16 protein-coding genes are annotated in these 16,115 nt (G+C 62.1%); 2 read left to right on the forward strand and 14 right to left on the reverse strand.

The genetic code is table 11. The annotated features are described in order from the left end of the window. Positions 1 to 30 precede the first annotated feature (30 nt). The 8 genes from groES to pilB all read right to left on the reverse strand — a co-directional run bounded on the left by groES (position 31) and on the right by pilB (position 6,740). Positions 31 to 321, reverse strand: a complete 291-nt coding sequence (gene groES / locus KGA65_RS20025; protein ID WP_225864889.1) for a co-chaperone GroES — start codon at positions 319 to 321, stop codon at positions 31 to 33. Positions 322 to 518: 197 nt separating this feature from the next. Then, positions 519 to 1,163: a hypothetical protein gene (locus KGA65_RS20030; RefSeq protein WP_225864890.1), complete on the reverse strand. Its 645-nt coding sequence runs from the start codon at positions 1,161 to 1,163 to the stop codon at positions 519 to 521. Further along, on the reverse strand, positions 1,160 to 1,402 hold the full coding sequence (locus KGA65_RS20035) for a DNA gyrase inhibitor YacG (RefSeq protein ID WP_225864891.1): 243 nt from the start codon (positions 1,400 to 1,402) through the stop codon (positions 1,160 to 1,162). Before KGA65_RS20035 ends, KGA65_RS20030 begins: the two co-directional genes overlap by 4 nt. Further along, positions 1,371 to 2,126: a cell division protein ZapD gene (zapD, locus tag KGA65_RS20040; protein ID WP_225864892.1), complete on the reverse strand. Its 756-nt coding sequence runs from the start codon at positions 2,124 to 2,126 to the stop codon at positions 1,371 to 1,373. Before zapD ends, KGA65_RS20035 begins: the two co-directional genes overlap by 32 nt. A 40-nt stretch (positions 2,127 to 2,166) precedes the next feature. Next, a complete protein-coding gene (coaE, locus tag KGA65_RS20045) occupies positions 2,167 to 2,793 on the reverse strand; it encodes a dephospho-CoA kinase (RefSeq protein WP_225864893.1) in 627 nt (208 codons plus the stop codon). After that, entirely contained in the window at positions 2,790 to 3,719 is a 930-nt protein-coding gene (locus KGA65_RS20050; protein WP_225864894.1) for a prepilin peptidase, read from the reverse strand. The genes coaE and KGA65_RS20050 overlap by 4 nt, the downstream gene beginning before the upstream one ends. A 5-nt stretch (positions 3,720 to 3,724) precedes the next feature. Next, positions 3,725 to 4,945, reverse strand: a complete 1,221-nt coding sequence (locus KGA65_RS20055) for a type II secretion system F family protein (RefSeq protein ID WP_225864895.1) — start codon at positions 4,943 to 4,945, stop codon at positions 3,725 to 3,727. Between the two features lie 64 nt (positions 4,946 to 5,009). Further along, the gene (pilB, locus tag KGA65_RS20060) at positions 5,010 to 6,740 is read right to left on the reverse strand and encodes a type IV-A pilus assembly ATPase PilB (RefSeq protein WP_225864896.1); all 1,731 of its coding nucleotides are present in this window, start codon (positions 6,738 to 6,740) and stop codon (positions 5,010 to 5,012) included. Between the two features lie 359 nt (positions 6,741 to 7,099). Between pilB and KGA65_RS20065 the strand changes: the two genes are divergently transcribed. Further along, entirely contained in the window at positions 7,100 to 8,200 is a 1,101-nt protein-coding gene (locus tag KGA65_RS20065; RefSeq protein WP_225864897.1) for a site-specific integrase, read from the forward strand. A 234-nt stretch (positions 8,201 to 8,434) separates the two neighbouring features. Here KGA65_RS20065 and KGA65_RS20070 read toward each other — a convergent pair whose 3' ends face one another. From KGA65_RS20070 to KGA65_RS20080, 3 genes are all read right to left on the reverse strand, one after another. Next, on the reverse strand, positions 8,435 to 9,343 hold the full coding sequence (locus KGA65_RS20070) for an HNH endonuclease signature motif containing protein (RefSeq protein ID WP_225864898.1): 909 nt from the start codon (positions 9,341 to 9,343) through the stop codon (positions 8,435 to 8,437). A gap of 325 nt (positions 9,344 to 9,668) precedes the next feature. Further along, positions 9,669 to 10,595, reverse strand: a complete 927-nt coding sequence (locus tag KGA65_RS20075) for a hypothetical protein (RefSeq protein WP_225864899.1) — start codon at positions 10,593 to 10,595, stop codon at positions 9,669 to 9,671. Next, complete coding sequence (locus KGA65_RS20080) at positions 10,592 to 11,662, reverse strand: hypothetical protein (protein ID WP_225864900.1); 1,071 nt, start codon at positions 11,660 to 11,662, stop codon at positions 10,592 to 10,594. The genes KGA65_RS20075 and KGA65_RS20080 overlap by 4 nt, the downstream gene beginning before the upstream one ends. Positions 11,663 to 11,895: 233 nt before the next feature. On the opposite strand from KGA65_RS20080, the gene KGA65_RS20085 reads away from it, so the two are divergent. Beyond that, positions 11,896 to 12,303 (forward strand): hypothetical protein, encoded by a 408-nt coding sequence (locus KGA65_RS20085; protein WP_225864901.1) that lies wholly within the window; start codon positions 11,896 to 11,898, stop codon positions 12,301 to 12,303. Positions 12,304 to 12,383: 80 nt separating this feature from the next. On the opposite strand, the gene KGA65_RS20090 is transcribed toward KGA65_RS20085, so the two are convergent. The 3 genes from KGA65_RS20090 to KGA65_RS20100 form a co-directional block, all read right to left on the reverse strand. After that, a complete protein-coding gene (locus tag KGA65_RS20090; RefSeq protein ID WP_225864902.1) occupies positions 12,384 to 13,214 on the reverse strand; it encodes a thermonuclease family protein in 831 nt (276 codons plus the stop codon). A gap of 536 nt (positions 13,215 to 13,750) precedes the next feature. Beyond that, on the reverse strand, positions 13,751 to 14,041 hold the full coding sequence (locus tag KGA65_RS20095; protein WP_225864903.1) for a hypothetical protein: 291 nt from the start codon (positions 14,039 to 14,041) through the stop codon (positions 13,751 to 13,753). Positions 14,042 to 14,053: 12 nt separating this feature from the next. Then, positions 14,054 to 14,449, reverse strand: a complete 396-nt coding sequence (locus KGA65_RS20100; RefSeq protein WP_225864904.1) for a hypothetical protein — start codon at positions 14,447 to 14,449, stop codon at positions 14,054 to 14,056. Between the last annotated feature and the right edge of the window lie 1,666 nt (positions 14,450 to 16,115).

The following is a 16,115-nucleotide window of genomic DNA, read 5'->3' on the forward strand; positions in this document are numbered from 1 at the left end:
GGTTGGCGGTGATCGGGAAGGATCAGACGATCACTTCTGGATCACGGCGAACAGGTCTTCTTCGCGCATGACGAGCAGTTCCTCGCCATCGACCTTGACGGCCTGGCCCGAGTACTTGCCGAACAGCACGCGGTCGCCGACCTGCACGTTCAGGGCCACGAAGTCACCCTTGTCGTTGCGCTTGCCCGGACCCACGGCGAGAACTTCGCCTTGGTCAGGCTTCTCAGCGGCGTTGTCGGGAATCACGATGCCGGAAGCGGTCTTGGTCTCGTTTTCCAGACGCTTGACGATCACGCGATCGTGCAACGGACGAAGTTTCATTGCATCTCCTTGGAGCATTGACGGTGAGAGAGGAAGTGGCCCGCGGCGATTTGCCATGCGGCCGCTTCCATTCCAAAAACCAGCAGCCTCAGCGGGACTGCATGCTTGTTAGCACTCCCCTGGGGTGAGTGCTAATTCGCATTATAGGGACGGGTTGTCGGCTTTCAAGAGTGGAGCGCCCGTCCTGGTGGACGGCGTCACTTGGCTCGTTCGCGGCTCAGCAGCGCGAAGGGCACGATGATCGGGGCCAGCACCACGTAGTACAGCAGCGTGACGCCATTGGCCGCGGTGGAGACCGGGGTGACCAGCGCATGGGCCACCTGCTCGCTGCGGGGTTGCTCGGCCTGGATCTCCACCGTGTACGGGTGGTTCAGGCTGGTGCGCACGCGGTGGGCCTTGACCGTGCCTTGCAGGTAACGCTGGCCCGCGATCCGGCCAGTCATCCGCAGCCCGCCGGCCGAGGCCAGATCGGCCTGAAACCCCAGCGCCACGGCCTGGGCGCGCTCGGCTTCGTTCAGACCGGTGGGCAGGATCAGCGCGTAGTCGCCCTGGGTCCGCCCGTCGGCCGCCACGGTGAAACGCCCCAGTTCGCCTTCCATCTGGGCATGCAGGGGCGAGGCCAGTGCGTCCACCAGCGGCGTGGGCGCATCAAAGATGTAGTGGTAGTGCTCGCCGATGACCACCAGATGCTGCCGGTCCTGCGACAGCAGCAGCGAGGTCAGGGTCTCGTGGTAGGTCGTGACCGTCAGCGGCTCGGGCTGGCTTGCGCAGGCACCCAGCAGACTGGCCGCTCCCAGGGCGAACAGGAATTCGCGGCGGCGCGGCGGCGCGCGGCGGCTCATGCCGCGTCCCCGTCCGACGGCGCGGACGGCTGGGCGACGCGGTAGTTTTCGCTCGCCCAGGCGCCGAAATCATGGCCCTGGCAGCGCGCGCTGCAGAAGGGGCGGTAAGGGTTGGCGGGGCCGAACAGTGTCTTTTCCCCGCAGGCGGGGCAGTCCACTTGGATCGGTGGCCGCGCCGGTGTGGCAGTCGTCGGAGGGTTCACGTTCTCAGGCACACAGCGACAGGTCAAAGGCCGCATCCTGCCCGAACGGCTTCAAACGTCCCTCGGTATCTGCCCGCATCAGACGCACCGACACCATCAGCCGGTGGCCGCTGATCTCAGGCACCAGATCCAGGGTTTCGTCCAGGCGCAGACGCAGCAATTGGTAGGTCCGCCCCTGCGGCAGGGGTTGCTGGTACTGGCCGCCCGTGGCGACCACGCGGTGCGGCACTCCGCTGTCGCGCAACAGGCGCAGCAGCAGGTCCAGCGCGCTTTTCAGCGGCCACAGCGAATCGATCCAGCGGGCCAGGTCCTGGCGGCGCGCCTCGGGGGCGTGCTGCTGCCAGGCGTAGTAGGCCGGCAGATCGAATTCACAGGTGCCGCCCGGGATGCTGATGCGGCTGCGGATGCTCATCAGCCACTCGTTGGCGGTCAGCGCCTGCCCGGCTTTGCCCGCTTGCTGGTTGAGCGACTGGTAGGCCGTGTCGATCTGGCCGATGACCTCGTCCAGCGCCGCTTCCGAGATGTGCGGGTTGCCGCGGTAGCCCAGCAGCACGTTGCGGTGCCGATCCAGTTCCTTGAGCAGGTCGGACTTGAGATCGGCGCGCGAGGCGACGTCCATGACCTCGAAGACTGTCACCAGGGCGAAATGGTGGTCCACCGGCGCGTCGCGTGGGACCAGGATGGTCAACCGCTCGAACAGGTGTTCGAGGCGGAGCATGGTGCGAATGCTCTCGTTGAACGGATATTCGTACAAGACCAAGGTGGGTGTTCCAGACGGGTGCGGGGCGGCGTTGATTGTTTCACAGCCGGATGGCGGCCGGGACACCGAAGAAGCCCAGGTTCCACAAGGCGTCCACTTCGGTGGCCAGGCCGGCCAGGTCCAGGCCCTCGTTGAGGAGCACGGCATCGGCGGCAGACCGACGCTGGATCCGGCTGGCTTGTTGGTGGATCACTTGGCGGATTTGTTCCGTGGGCCAGCCGGAGCGGGCCTGCACACGGGCCTCCTGGGTCGTTTCACTGCAGTCCACCAGCAGCACGCGGTCCACGCGGGCGCGCCAGCGCGCGCCGGTCTCGACCAGCAGTGGGACGTCGAACACGATGGGCTGGGCGGGCGGTGTGGCGGCGGCCTGGCGGTCGGTCGCCTCACCGATCATCGGGTGCAGGATGGCTTCCAGCTGTTGCTTGGCCTCGGGCGCGCGGAACACCAGCGCCCGCATGCGGGCCCGATCCAGGGCGCCCTGGGCGTCCACCATCTCGGGCCCGAAGGCCGCGACGATGGGGGGCAGGGCTGCGCCGCCCGGGGCGGTCAGGGCGCGGGCGATCGCGTCGGTGTCAATCACGCGGGCACCGCGTTCGGCCAACAGGCGGGCCACGGTGCTCTTGCCGCTGCCGATGCCCCCCGTCAGGCCGATGCGGCGCGGCCTCATTGGCCGATCCAGCCCAGCACCCGATCCAAGCCGGCCAGCATCACCACCAGTGCACCGCCGGCCAGGAAGGGGCCGAAGGGCACGTAGCGGCCTTCCCGCAGCGCATGGCTCAGCTTCATGCCGATGCCCACCAGGGCCCCGATCACCGAGGCCATCAGCACGATGGGCAGGATGGCCTGCCAGCCCAGCCAGGCCCCCAGGGCCGCCAGCAGCTTGAAGTCGCCCTGGCCCATGCCCTCCTTGCCCGTGGTGAGCTTGAACAGCCAGTACACCGACCACAGTGACAGGTAGCCCGCGATGGCGCCGCCCAGGGCGGTGGTGAGCGGCAGCGTCCAGCCCAGGGCCGCGGCGAGCAGGCCCGACCAGAGCAGCGGCAGCGTCAGCGAGTCTGGCAGCAGGGTGGTGTCCCAGTCGATCGCGGTGAGGGCCACCAATGTGGCCGCCACGCCGCACCACAGCAGCACGACGGGCTGAGGCCCCGTGCGCCAGGCGAGCGCGGCAAACAGCAGCGCGGTCACCAGTTCCAGCAAGGGGTAGCGCAGCGAGATGCGGGTGCCGCAGGCCGAGCAGCGGCCGCGCAGCCACAGCCAGCTGAGCAGTGGGATGTTCTCGTGCCAGCGGATGGCATGGCCGCAGGATGGGCAGCGCGACGCCGGTCGCGCCAGCGACAGCGGTCCCAGGGCCTGCAGGCGACGGTCCAGCTCCTGGGCGGTCAGGCCCAGGGGTTTGGGGGCGTCGTCACCGAAGGTGCGGCGCCAGGATTCGCCATCCCCCAGTTGCTGGGTCACGTCGGCCCACCACTGACGCTCCATCATGCGGGGCAGGCGGTGCACCACCACGTTGAGAAAACTGCCCACGCACAGGCCCAGCAACCCCAGCACCCAGGGCGACAGCCACCAGGCTTCCAGCTCCAACAAATCGTGCATCGGCGTCAGACCACCTGGCCCAGCTTGAAGATCGGCAGGTACATGGACACCACGATGCCGCCGATGATGACCCCGAGGATCACGATGATGATCGGCTCCATCAGCGTGGACAGGCCCTTGACCATCTCGTCGACTTCTTCTTCATAGAAGTCGGCCGCGCGGGACAGCATGTCGTCCAGGGCGCCGGACTCCTCGCCGATCGCCGTCATCTGCAGCACCATGTTCGGGAACACGCCGGTGGTGGTCATGGCCGGGGTCAGGGCGGTCCCGGCGGCCACGTCGCGCTGGATCTGCTCGGTGGCCTGTGCGTAGATCGCATTGCCCGCTGTGCCGCCCACCGAGTCCAGCGCCTCCACCAGCGGCACGCCGGCGGCGAACAGCGTCGAGAGGGTGCGTGTCCAGCGGGCCACGACCGACTTGCGGATCAACTCGCCGAAGATGGGCATGCGCAGCATCAGGCGGTCCATCACCAGTTGCATCTTCTCGGAGCGCTTCCAGGTCCGGAAGAACATGTAGCCACCACCGAAGAGGGCGCCGAAGATGGCCCACCAGTACTGGACGAAGAACTCGCTCATCGCGATGACCACCAGGGTCGGCGCGGGCAGATTGGCGCCGAAGTTGGAGAAGACCTCCTTGAAGGCCGGGATCACGAAGATCATGATCACCGTCACCACCGCGAAGGCCACCACCAGCACCGACACCGGGTAGATCAGCGCCGACTTCACCTTCTGCTGCAGCGCCAGGCTCTTTTCCTGGTAGAGGGCCAGACGGGAGAGCAGTTGTTCCAGGATGCCGCCGGCCTCACCCGCTTCCACGAGGTTGCAGTAGAGCGCGTCGAAATACTGCGGATGCCGGCGGAAAGCCGAGGACAGCGCCGTCCCGGTCTCGACATCGGCACGGATGTCCAGCAGCAGCCGGGTGAGCCTGGCATTGGTGCTGCCGCGGGCCACGATGTCGAAGGCCTGCAGCAAGGGCACGCCCGCCTTCATCATGGTGGCCAGTTGGCGCGTGAAGATGGCGATGTCCTTGGGCTTGATCGACTTGCCGCCCGAGGTTCGACGCTTCTTCACCTTGGTGATCAGCACGCCCTGACGGCGCAGCGAGGCGCTGACGGCCGCCTCTCCTCCGGCGCGCATTTCGCCACGGACGATCTTGCCGTTCTTGTCCTTGCCTTCCCACTCGAAGGTGAAGTCCTTGACGTTCTTCGCTGCCGCTGCAGTTGCCATTGAGCCTCCGACCGCTCCCGACGGTTGATAGGTGGTTGTGTTCTGGGTCCGGGCTGGGGCCGCCTCAGTCGTTGGTGGCGGAGATCACTTCTTCCAGTGTCGTGACCCCTTGGCGGACCTTGACCAGGCCGGATTGGCGCAGGTCACGCACGCCTTCGCGCTGGGCCTGTTCGGCCAGATCCACCGCCGACCCATTCGTGAGGATCAGACGCTGGATGGTTTCACTGATGGGCATGGCCTGGTAGACACCAACCCGACCACGGTAGCCATTGTTGCAGGCCGAGCAGCCCACGGCTTTGTAGGGCTGCCAGCTGCCGTCCAGATCGCCTTCGTTGAAGCCGGCGCGGATCAGTGCCTCGCGCGGATAGTCGGCGGGTTGCTTGCAGCTCTCACACAGGCGGCGCACCAAACGCTGCGCGGTGATCAGCAGCACGCTGGAGGCAATGTTGAACGGCGCGACGCCCATGTTCAGCAGCCGGGTCAGCGTGGACGGGGCATCGTTGGTGTGCAGCGTGGACAGCACCAGATGGCCGGTCTGGGCGGCCTTGATGGCGATGTCGGCGGTTTCCAGGTCCCGGATTTCGCCGACCATGATGATGTCCGGATCCTGGCGCAGGAAAGATTTCAGGGCGCTGGCGAAGGTCAGTCCGGCCTTGTCGTTGACGTTGACCTGGTTGATGCCCGGCAGGTTGATTTCCGCCGGATCCTCGACGGTGGAGATGTTGACGCCCGGCTGATTCAGCAGGTTCAGGCAGGTGTAGAGCGACACCGTCTTGCCCGAGCCGGTCGGCCCGGTCACCAGCACCATCCCATAGGGACGGTGGATGGCGTGCAGCAGACGTTCCTTTTCTTGCGGTTCGTAACCCAGGGCCTCGATGCCCAGCTTGGCGCTGGAAGAGTCCAGGATCCGGATCACGATCTTCTCGCCGAACAGCGTCGGCAGCGTGCTGACCCGGAAGTCGATCGATTTGGTGCCGAAGCGCAGCTTCATCCGGCCGTCCTGCGGCACGCGCTTCTCGGAGATGTCGAGGCGGGAGATCACCTTGATGCGCGATGCCAGCTTGTCCTTGATGGCCAGGGGGGGCTGGGTGATCTCGCGCAGCTCACCGTCAACGCGAAAACGCACACGGTAGTGGTACTCGTAGGGCTCGAAGTGCAGGTCCGAAGCGCGCATGTTGATCGCGTCCACCAGCATCTTCTGCAGGAAGCGGACCACCGGGGCGTCCTCGACCTCGGAGACCACCTCGGCGCTCTGCTGAGCCGCCGCACTGTCTTCCTCGGTGACCTCGAAGTCGAATTCGGCCGCGCTGATGGCTTCCAGCGTCTGGTTGGCGGAGCCGCCCTGTTCTTCCAGCAGCTTGGTCAGCTTGTGGTGCTCGACAACCACCCACTCGGGGGACAGCTGGGTGGCGAACTTGATCCGTTCGCTGGCCTCCTGGTCGGTGGGGTCGATGCAGGCCAGAAACAGCCGGCTGCCGCGCTTGTTGAGCGGCAGCACCTGGTACTGCAGCATCAGCTTGGGATCGATGATGGACCGGGGCAGGCGCTGCACATCCACCGCGTCCAGATCCAGCAAGGGCACGGACAGGGCCGTGGACAGGGCGTGCGCCAACTGGATTGGAGAGAGCTCGCCGGACGCCGCCAGCTCGCTGATGAAGGAGATCTTTTTCTCCTTCGCGCTGCGCACCAATTCCTCGGCCCGCTTGGCCGGCAACTTGCCACCATGGACGAGCACGCGTGCCACGCCAGACAGCGCGGGCTTGGAGACATCGACAACGGTATCCACAGGGGTCACTCAGGCCAGCAAGGCGCAAGTCAATCACTTGCGCGGACAAGTTCAGCGCCACATGATGACGCAAAAACATGGCGTCCGGGCAATCTTGGGCGTTTCGCGCGGCACTGATCGCTCAATCAGCACGGGAATGGCGGCCACAGGCGACAAAGTGTGACGGGGCGTCACGGCGCGGGCTCATGCGGGGGGCGCAGAAATGCAAAAGCCGCGGATCACCGCGGCTTTTGCAAGAATGCCTGGTCGGGGTGAGAGGATTCGAACCTCCGGCCTCTACGTCCCGAACGCAGGTGTGAATCGCGATTTGTTGGGCTTTGTGCGACAAGTATGGATTAATTGGGACACTCTTGGGACAATCGAGTCCCATGGGAACCATTACGAAACGCGGGGAGCTCCAATGGCAGGCCAAGGTCAGGCGCAAGGGCTTTCCAACTCAGTCGCGAACCTTCTCCTACAAGGAGGATGCCGAGAAGTGGGTGCGGGGCATCGAGCGCGAGCTTGAGACCACCGGATTTGTCGATCGTCGGGAGGCCGACAAGAACACCTTGGCTGAGGTGCTGCGGCGCTACCAGGAGGAGATCACGCCCTCAAAGAAGTCTGCGAACATCGAGTCCGTGAAGATCAACGTGATCCTCAAGGACGCGATCCTGCCGAAGCTCAAGATGACGGCGGTGACGAGCGATGCGATCGCGGCGTGGCGAGACCGGCGGCTCGAAGATGTGACCGGCGCGACCGTAAACCGTGAGCTCGATGTTCTCTCGGCCGTCTTGAATCACGCGCGCCGGGAGTGGCGCATCCATGTCGAGAACCCTGTCCGCGACGTCAAGCGTCCGGAGCGCGCAAACGCGCGAGATCGCCGGTTTTCGCCGGAAGAGGAGTCGTACCTTCTTGCTGCGCTGACAGGCGGCGAGCGCCAAACCGATGGAACGTTCAGCAAAGGCGCTCGAAATCCATGGCTGCTGCCGCTTGTCCAGCTCGCCCTTGAAACAGCAATGAGGCGCGGTGAGCTGCTCTCGCTGCAGTGGGAAAACGTGGACCTGGATCGGCAGACAGCACATTTGCCAGAAACCAAGAACGGCGACTCACGAACTGTTCCACTTTCGACGCGTGCGGTTGCGATCCTCAAGGCCTTGCCTAGAGACGCGGAGGAGGATGAGCAAGAAGCCGATCGGCATGGCCCCGTGTTCGAGACGACGGCCCTCGCGCTGCGGAAGGGGTTCGTTCGAAGCGTCGAACGAGCGCAGCAGCGGTATGTTGAAGACTGCCGGAAGGCGCGGCGCAAACCAAGGCCAGGATTTCTCGAGGACGTGCATTTTCATGACACGCGCCACGAAGCGGCGTCGCGTTTGGCGGACAAACTGTCGAACGTGCTGGAGCTTTCAGCTGTCACCGGCCATCGTGACCTTCGAATGCTGAAGCGCTATTACCACCCGAGGGCTGAAGACTTGGCGAAGAAGCTTGGATAGTCGACATGGCGCCCACTCAGTACCGCCAGCAGCCTGACCCGCAGTGCCATACGTGCCGATCAATGCGGATCCCGGAAACCTTGGCCGCCCGTGCCGGTTTGTACTGCCCATAGCAGCGCAGCTCGCTGGCGGGTCCCTGACCAAGCACGGCGCCAGCATAAGGCTGAAAGCGGTCGCCTGGCGGGAGGAGCCCATCGGCTTGCGTGGGCTGATCCAGTGTCAATACTACGGAAACTACAAATTACCTGGGCCGCACCCGTGCTGCCGCCAGTGGTCGTCGATCCGTTTCGCTGCGGTGTGAGTGAACAAATCAGTGCAGTTGATGATCGACACCTCATCGAAGTCTGAGATGAAGCAGTGCACATTTTCGGTGATCGACCTGCCAGGATCGAAAAGAAGTCGCTCGGGATGGCCAGAGATGAATGCTAGGTCGGTGCGCTTGCTTGTTTCGTCAACTAGGTAATCGTTGACTCGGTTAGCCGTCGTAATCTCAAGATAGCAGCGCTCCTGGGACTGGACGAACTGGACAGAGGTCATCTCGGGGCGAAGAGATCGAGGGTACTTCGCGCGCAACTGCGGCAAGATTTCTAGCGACTGTCGGGCCACCGGCATAACGGCCATTTGAATGTCATTGCCATGAACATTGACGTTACTTCCCATGGTGCTCTTATGCATTGCAAGCTGGGCGTTGGCGTTCGCGACCTGGCGCTCCCAATCGATCTTTGCGCGGCGCAATTGATCGACCGTGATACCTAGAGTCAAGCCATCTCGGTGTGCCAAGTCATGATCGGTCGGGCATAGAACTACTAGGTTTTCGTAGCTGTTGTCCTGAGTCTTCTCATACTCCACGATGTGGTGAAGGATGTATGAGGAGCCCTTATGTCCTTTGCAAACGTTGCACAGGAAGTTGCTTCGTTGAAGTAACAAATTGACGACATCGGGGTCAATCGGTCGGCGGCGTACGCTCTCGGTCAGCACTTGCGCCTCAGCGAGGGAAAGGCCGTACTTTGAAACTAGATCTGCAGCGCGAAGTGCACGTGCCATAGTCACTGTGAGGCCGGCCTCATGAACCTTCCTAGCAAAGTCATCAGCAAGACCGTATTGAAGTAGCGTGGCCAAAGTTTTAGGCGGAGACGATGTCATATTCTTCAGTTCATTCGAGTCTGTTGATGCGAAGTCGAGGTGTCGAAGGGCAACAGTCGTTATCAGCCTGACATTGGGGCCAAATGAGACGCTGAGCCTCAAATGTATGTGCTGCTAAACGCTGCACCAGCATCGCGCTGCGCTTTGATCGATACTTTCCAGTACCAATGGCAGCAATCGCTGCGTAGCGGCAGTTGGTGCACGGTCATGACCAGCCGCTTGGTCGATGCAAGCCGGCACGGTGGTCAATGCAGGCCAGCGCCCGCAGCTCAACGCTGTCGGTGCGGAAATGCTTTCGCCGGAAGCCTGACCTTCTACCTTCGCCTCATGGAGTATCGGCGGCGAGCTGCTCGAGTTCTTCGAGCACTTCCGCCTCCAGGCGGCGCGCGGTGGCCGAAAGCTCCTCGGTTCCCAGGTCCATAGAAGCCAGTAGGCTCAGGTTGGCGATGTGCACGGCCTGGTGCAGATCGGACTCGCTTCGCATCAGTTCCTGGATTCCCGTGCCGGCGCGCAGCGCCAGATCGCGCGCATCTGGGCCGAACTTCTCCTGCAGCGCAGCCCACATACTCGCCGGCCATTCGCCTAGAACCTCAGTTCCGACGCGCCGGTCCTGTTCGATCGTCAGGTGGGCCAGGGCGAGCACCCGCCCGAGGTCCTTGTTCGAGCGTTTCCACGTCGTGCCTGCGATGAGGGTGCCCGCGATCGTCGGGTGATGAAGCATGTTTGCCAGGGCCATCATCTCCGGGCGAGCGATTCTGATGCCCACCTTCGTCATCTGCGGATTCCACTCGGCCAGCGCCAGGAAGTCGAAGCTGCACAGGGCAAAGGTGCCATGGGCGGTGTCGATCGCCTGGAGCTTCTTGGCATAGGATCCTGGCTGATAGGGCGGCGGTGCAGCCATTAGCTCCAGGAACCAGTTGCTGCCCTCTGGCGGATGGAGGCGCACCATTGGCAGTCCATCCGGTGCATCGCCAGGCTTGCCGGGCGGGAAACGGGGGTCTTCGCGCGGCTTCCAATTGGCGTCCAGCAATTGGTCGGTGATGGCTGTGGCTGCAGCAACGGCCTTGGCATGAGGGCTACACAGGCCGTCAACATCCTTCGTGCGGATGGCCCGGGTTCCGTCGCCGGCGAAGAACCAGTACGCGGCGGCCAGCGAGCCGCAGACGATCAGGTTGTCACGTGCGTCGCCAGGCAGCGCGGCTGCGACTTGAGCGAGAACCTGGCTTGGGGAGAGATTTTCGGGTTCGATCATTGAAACGTTGCCCCTTGAGTAGTGGCTCGGCTCAGATGCTCTGCGAACTCATGGGCCTCGGCCATGAGACCGATGTCCAGCAAGTCAGCCAGGCATTCCAACGGCGAGGCCTGACCCACCCCTGGTGTCCGCGAGGCCGATGGAGTCCGAAGTCGCCTTCCAAGGTGTAGCACCAGCGGTGCGTGCGCTTTCAAGTTCTTGACTTCGACAAGGCCTGCATCGAGCTTGCGAACGAATTCCGTATTTCCGTCGTAGACGCTCAAATCCAGGCGTGGAGCCGCCGTGATGTTCAGATGCTCGTAGAAGTGATAGGCCGCCATGACCCCGCTTAGAGCGACGTCAAGCGGTTTGCTGGCTCGGTCCATGACCTTGATGAGCCGGCTGAGAAGTGCTGACGGGCCTCGCGCCAAGCCGCTCGGGTCCGCAAAGTAGACGGCTTTGCGTTCCAACTTCAGATCCAGCGCGAGGCTTTGCCATGCGTCCCAGCTGGGAGGCTGGAGCACGAATTCGCCGAACTGGCCAGCTATGACGTCGAGCTCCCGCAGATGCTCAAGCGCGGAGATGACCGTGGGCTTGCTGGCCTTGGATTCACTCAGGACTTCCAAGGAGGATGTCATTGACCGGCCCTGCAGCCATCGATCTACAACCAGAGACTGGACGAACACGCGACTGACCCGCCCTCCGTGGGTGGCCGTGTCATGGCGCACTAGGTCGCGGATGAACAGAGCGAGCTCTTCGTTGAACTGCGGTAGGACCCCCTGCATTCGGTCGATGTCTTCACCAAAAGCTACCAGGTGGATCTTCTGTCCCACGCCGTCTCTCACGATGTTGCGGAACTGGGTCAACTCATCGCGCAACCTGGAACTGCTCAGCTTCGATTCCTTGAGCACCAGCATGGCCTGTGCGCTGGACGGTTCTTTCTCCAGTGCATAGGCAAGCGCCAGTAGCGCGCCGCGCAGGTCGCGGGCGTTGTTGGTGCGTTTGACCTCGATAAGGAAGTCTCCGGCGGGACCGACCCAGCGGCCGTCGTATTCCCTGTTGGCGTCCGCGAAGTAGCTTTGATGCATAGGTTGCTACTTTACACCAGGTAGCAACCTGCAGAAAAGTTGCTACCTTGCGTCATGTTGCTACCTTCAAAAACTCTAGGCTCATCCCATGACCCTCGGCGCGATGGCTCCAATCCAACCCTGGCGGGCAACGCGTACGTGCAAATGTTGGTCATCCCGGCTGCGTCAAGCAAAACAGCTGTCGCTGGCGACCTTGACTCTCAACCCAACCAACAAGGAACTTCTCAATGCTTATGCAAACACGACTCTCTGGTGGTGCCGGTGCACTGTTCTTCGCCACGCCGGGCTTCCAGGAGCAACGATTCCCCGCTCTGATTGGCTCAGCCATCATGGACATTGACGATCATTGGGGCAGCAGGCGGACATCTTCAAACGTGACCGCGGATTACTCAGACAGGGCTTCGCGATACGAACTGACTGTTGGACCTTGGACCGGCTACCTGTTCAAGAGCCCAATGAAGCTGAACGACACGGACTTCGACTTCTTCGGATTCATCGGACCAAATAATGAAATCTGCGTTCGAGGGTGGGAGCAGACTCCTGACGGCGGCATTTGGCACATCAGGCTCACATTCCATCCAAATGCCTCGGAACACAGGCTTGCAGACGACTCGACTGAGGATCCCTTCTCCGAGTTCTAGGCCTTAACCATCGCTGAGGTCTCGCGTCGTTCGGCGCGAGACCTCTTCTTTTGTCGTGCACGGCCGCAATAGGCCAACGTTTAGTCCTTGGGCGTCGGATTTCCGGCTGACTGCATCCGTTGCCGCCTCTCCGCAGCCAAGCGGTCCATTTCGTGATCAGCGACCTCACGTGTGTGATCTCTTTCTGCCGCCGCTGCTTCTTCTGTGATCCGGGCGTTTCGATATCCCTCTGCACTCGCTTCGCTTTGAGCCTCCTGCCCCGCCAGCCATGCGTCGATGCGGTGCCCGTTGACAGAGCCAATTTCGGCGATCAGCAGAAACGCCGCACAAACAGCGATGGCGTAAAGCCACCAGCGCAGCAACTGTTCTCGGCGTGCCGCAAGCTCCCGGGGAGTCTCGAGCCGATCAAGCGCCCACATGCCTCGCCGCTCGCGCTGGGCCTCCAGCAGTGCGGTCTGATATCGCTCGCGCTGTGCGGCAGACTGTCGATCAAAATAGGCGTGCCACGCGAGGCCTCGACCCAGTAGCTCAAGGTTCACGTTCTTGTCGTTTGGGCTGACGACCTCGGCCAGTTCGGATCCGTCGGCTGTCGTCTCCAACACTTGGATCTTGACTTCCCTGTTCAGCACCAATGCTGCGAGCGCGGTCTGGGCTTCCGCGCCGAAGGTTTCCGTGAGTTCTGGGGCCTCGATGTAGGCGAGTCGGATTCTGTGCTCGCGCTGCTGGGCGTCGACAAGTGTGAGCGCGCCGCCACCCTGAACGCTGATCACGCGTCCCTGCAAGACAGCATCCGCCCAGGTCGGCGTGCAGACCGCTACCAGCAGCAAGATGAGAGCCACCAGCCGGTGGAACTGAACTGGCGCATCATGCTGCTCTGCGCAGACTCGGCGCTGCAAATTGGCTGTTTTCATATCGCTTGTCATCTGTTGTCCGCTCATCTGCGGGAACCCAGGCTTCACGCGAGAAGCCGTTCGATTGGCGCGCTGCCAAGCGAGCTTGAATAGATCAGCAGCGTCAGACTCGACCCCTCCATCTCCTTTGTGGTGTTCCGCCACCCGGCGACCTGGACTTCCTCGTTGGGGCCTAGCGTGCCGACGTAGTCGGGCCCTACGCCAGCAATTCGCATACGGTGGTTCATCCAACCCGGGACGTTTCCGATCAACAGCCGATAACGCAGTCTTGCCGAGGTCAGGTCCAACCACGCCTGAGCCCGAACACGCACTACTGATACGCGCCAGCGCTCGGTCACGTCGAGGCAGACAGTTCCGTGCAACAACAGATCGTCATTTGGTGGGGGCATTTCAGGACAAGAGTGGAGGGTTCCAACGCCCTCCCAACTGCGTATGTCGATCGTCATCGGTCGAGGAGGCGAGAGGATGCTGATGGTGGGGGGTTACGGATGTGGCGGCTCTTCATGTCGTGGTGTCCAGCCGTCCCGGCTTGTGATTCAGCCTTCGGACTCGTGCTTGCTGTAAGGGAACCCAAGCCGCTCTGCAACGTCGTAGCTCAGGGTGCGCTGGTTTGGGATCTCATCGAGGTGAGCCTTTTTTCGGTCGCTCTCGGGGATGCTCTTGCCGTTCACGCTCTGCAGCATGGCGAGCACCACAAAGAGTGCGCCGACACCACCACCGAAAAGGGACGGAGTGGAAGCGCCGAACAGCCAGGCGAATCCGGCACCCATGGCAAAACCTAGGGGGCCAACAGTGAAGACTGCGATGATCAGTTTTCCGTAGTTCATCGTGCGAGGCTCTCAGGTGGGGAGGCCGTCATCGTTGGGCGAGCCGTCCCGCTTCCAGCGACGGTCGTGGTCCAGCTGATCTTCAGCAGCCCAGGGTTTAGAGGGACCGGGCAGGGGGAGGGCAATGCCGACGGTGCCACCGGCAAGGGCGCTCAGCCCTATCGCATCCCATATCAAGTAGACGCTGTCAATGGCAGCGACCAGCGTCAGGGCGCCAAGGGCCCAGCGGGCGCGGAAAATATTGCGAATCATGTTTTGCTTCCTGGTCATAAATCTGGTTGGATAATTTTTTGAATGCCTTCTGATATGAATAATTTCTATTTTGATGGTTGAAGATGTTTGGCGTGCGTTGGTCCTAATTCCATGAATATGTTCTGTATTTTTCTCTATTGGGTGAGGCCGCGGCACGGGTGAGGGATTAGTGCTTCTTCTGTCGGGGAGCAATGGCGTGAGTCTAGGTGTCGCCCCACCCATAGGGAAGTCTGGCGCCGTTTGTGCCGAATGGAGCTACAGAATTGCAGATGAACAAGTACCTCAAGTTACCGAGTGGTGGGGTTCTAATGTCACGGTGAAACAAATAGGCGGCTGGTTTTTCTGTTGTTCGTGAGAAATTTCTGTCGATGGCTTTCATAAGTCATTGATATTGCGTTGCGCATTTGGTAATCGTCGTGTGCAGAATAATTTCTACCGATCTGATGGGGTGCTATTTGCATCTGAACAGTGTGCCGCCGTAACAGAGTTACTTTTCACGGTGGAAAAGCATGGCGGCGGCTCATGAGCGGCGCGTTGTAAGGCTGCGACACGTGACCTAAAACACAGCCTGGTGCAGACATTCAATCTTCCGGAAGGCGCCTGGCAATTCGGGTCGATGGCAGTTCAAAGGGGGGGTGTCGAGCTCGTGTTTGCGTCGGATAGAGTGATTGCTGAGCCATGTTGCTGGCGCGTGCGCACTCGAATGGCGGCCAGGCGTCGCCATGCCGACCTTCGACATGGTTGTCGTTTCGTTCGGCGACGGACGTGGGATCGCCTGTGTCGTCCCCGGGGCCTCGTAGGGAGTCGAGGCAACTCGACACGGTGAGGGGCGGCAGTGCAGGCCGCGCGTCTATTGCCGTGCCGGGACGGCGAGGCACGGAGAAGGGGCCCCGGACGTTAGTCCGGGGCCTATGAGCCGATACACAGCTGTGTCGGCGGGGATGGTTTTCGGTGCATCAGTGACGACGATGTCAAATCTGGTGCCCTCAAGCTGGTTATGTAGCGATGCCGATCAACACGGACGCTCGCTCGCAGTGATGGATCAAGGTCGCATCACGTCTCTCGATGAATTGGCTTCATGCCTGTGGATCCTTTCCTATTGAATAGGCGCGCCAACGCCAAAGGTGACTGCGGCCGGGGAACCACCCCCGACCGCTCCCATGAGACCTCCCGGTCTCGCTCGTTACGTTTCTCCGTTCGCTCAGTCTTTCGGCCAACCGGTGCCAACCGGTCGTGGTCTCTCGACCTCGGATCTGGATTTCGGCCAGTCCTTCAATGCCTACACGAACTCCGCTCTCATCCCTTCCGCGCTAACACCTGTCGTTCACAGGCTTCCGACGCGCTGCCACGCGCGCCGACACGGACGAGACTTGCACAGTTAGATTGCAGTTACTTCCTATCGAATCCTAGATGTGACCCGGCTTGTTGAACTCAGTCCCTGGACGCATCCACCAGGTTTCGGGGGGCCGAAGGCAGTAAAGCGCTCCCCCTACGATTCAATTGCCGTTTTATGGCCATCAGCGGGCATCTCAGCCCTAGCACCTATCGGCCGCCGCGATGGGCGGCCTTTCGGACTCTCTGCATCGCACCCCGAAGGGCGCTTTTAGACGCTTAAGCTATCAGCCTGGGCTTCTGGCTTCCGGGTGCGACCCCGTTCACCATCAGCTCCACCGACATCCCTGGGCCACTTGGCCCATGACGCCGACGTCGATCTTTCTTCGACTTGGACTGCCGTCGTCTGCAGCACCGGTTACGCAGCTTTCCTGCGTCTCCCGGGATCGGACTTGCACCGACTTTCACCGCAATCAGGTCACACGGGCAT

Origin of the sequence: Ideonella benzenivorans (assembly GCF_020387415.1) — a bacterium.
In the GTDB taxonomy this organism is placed as follows: Bacteria; Pseudomonadota; Gammaproteobacteria; order Burkholderiales; family Burkholderiaceae_C; genus Ideonella; species Ideonella benzenivorans.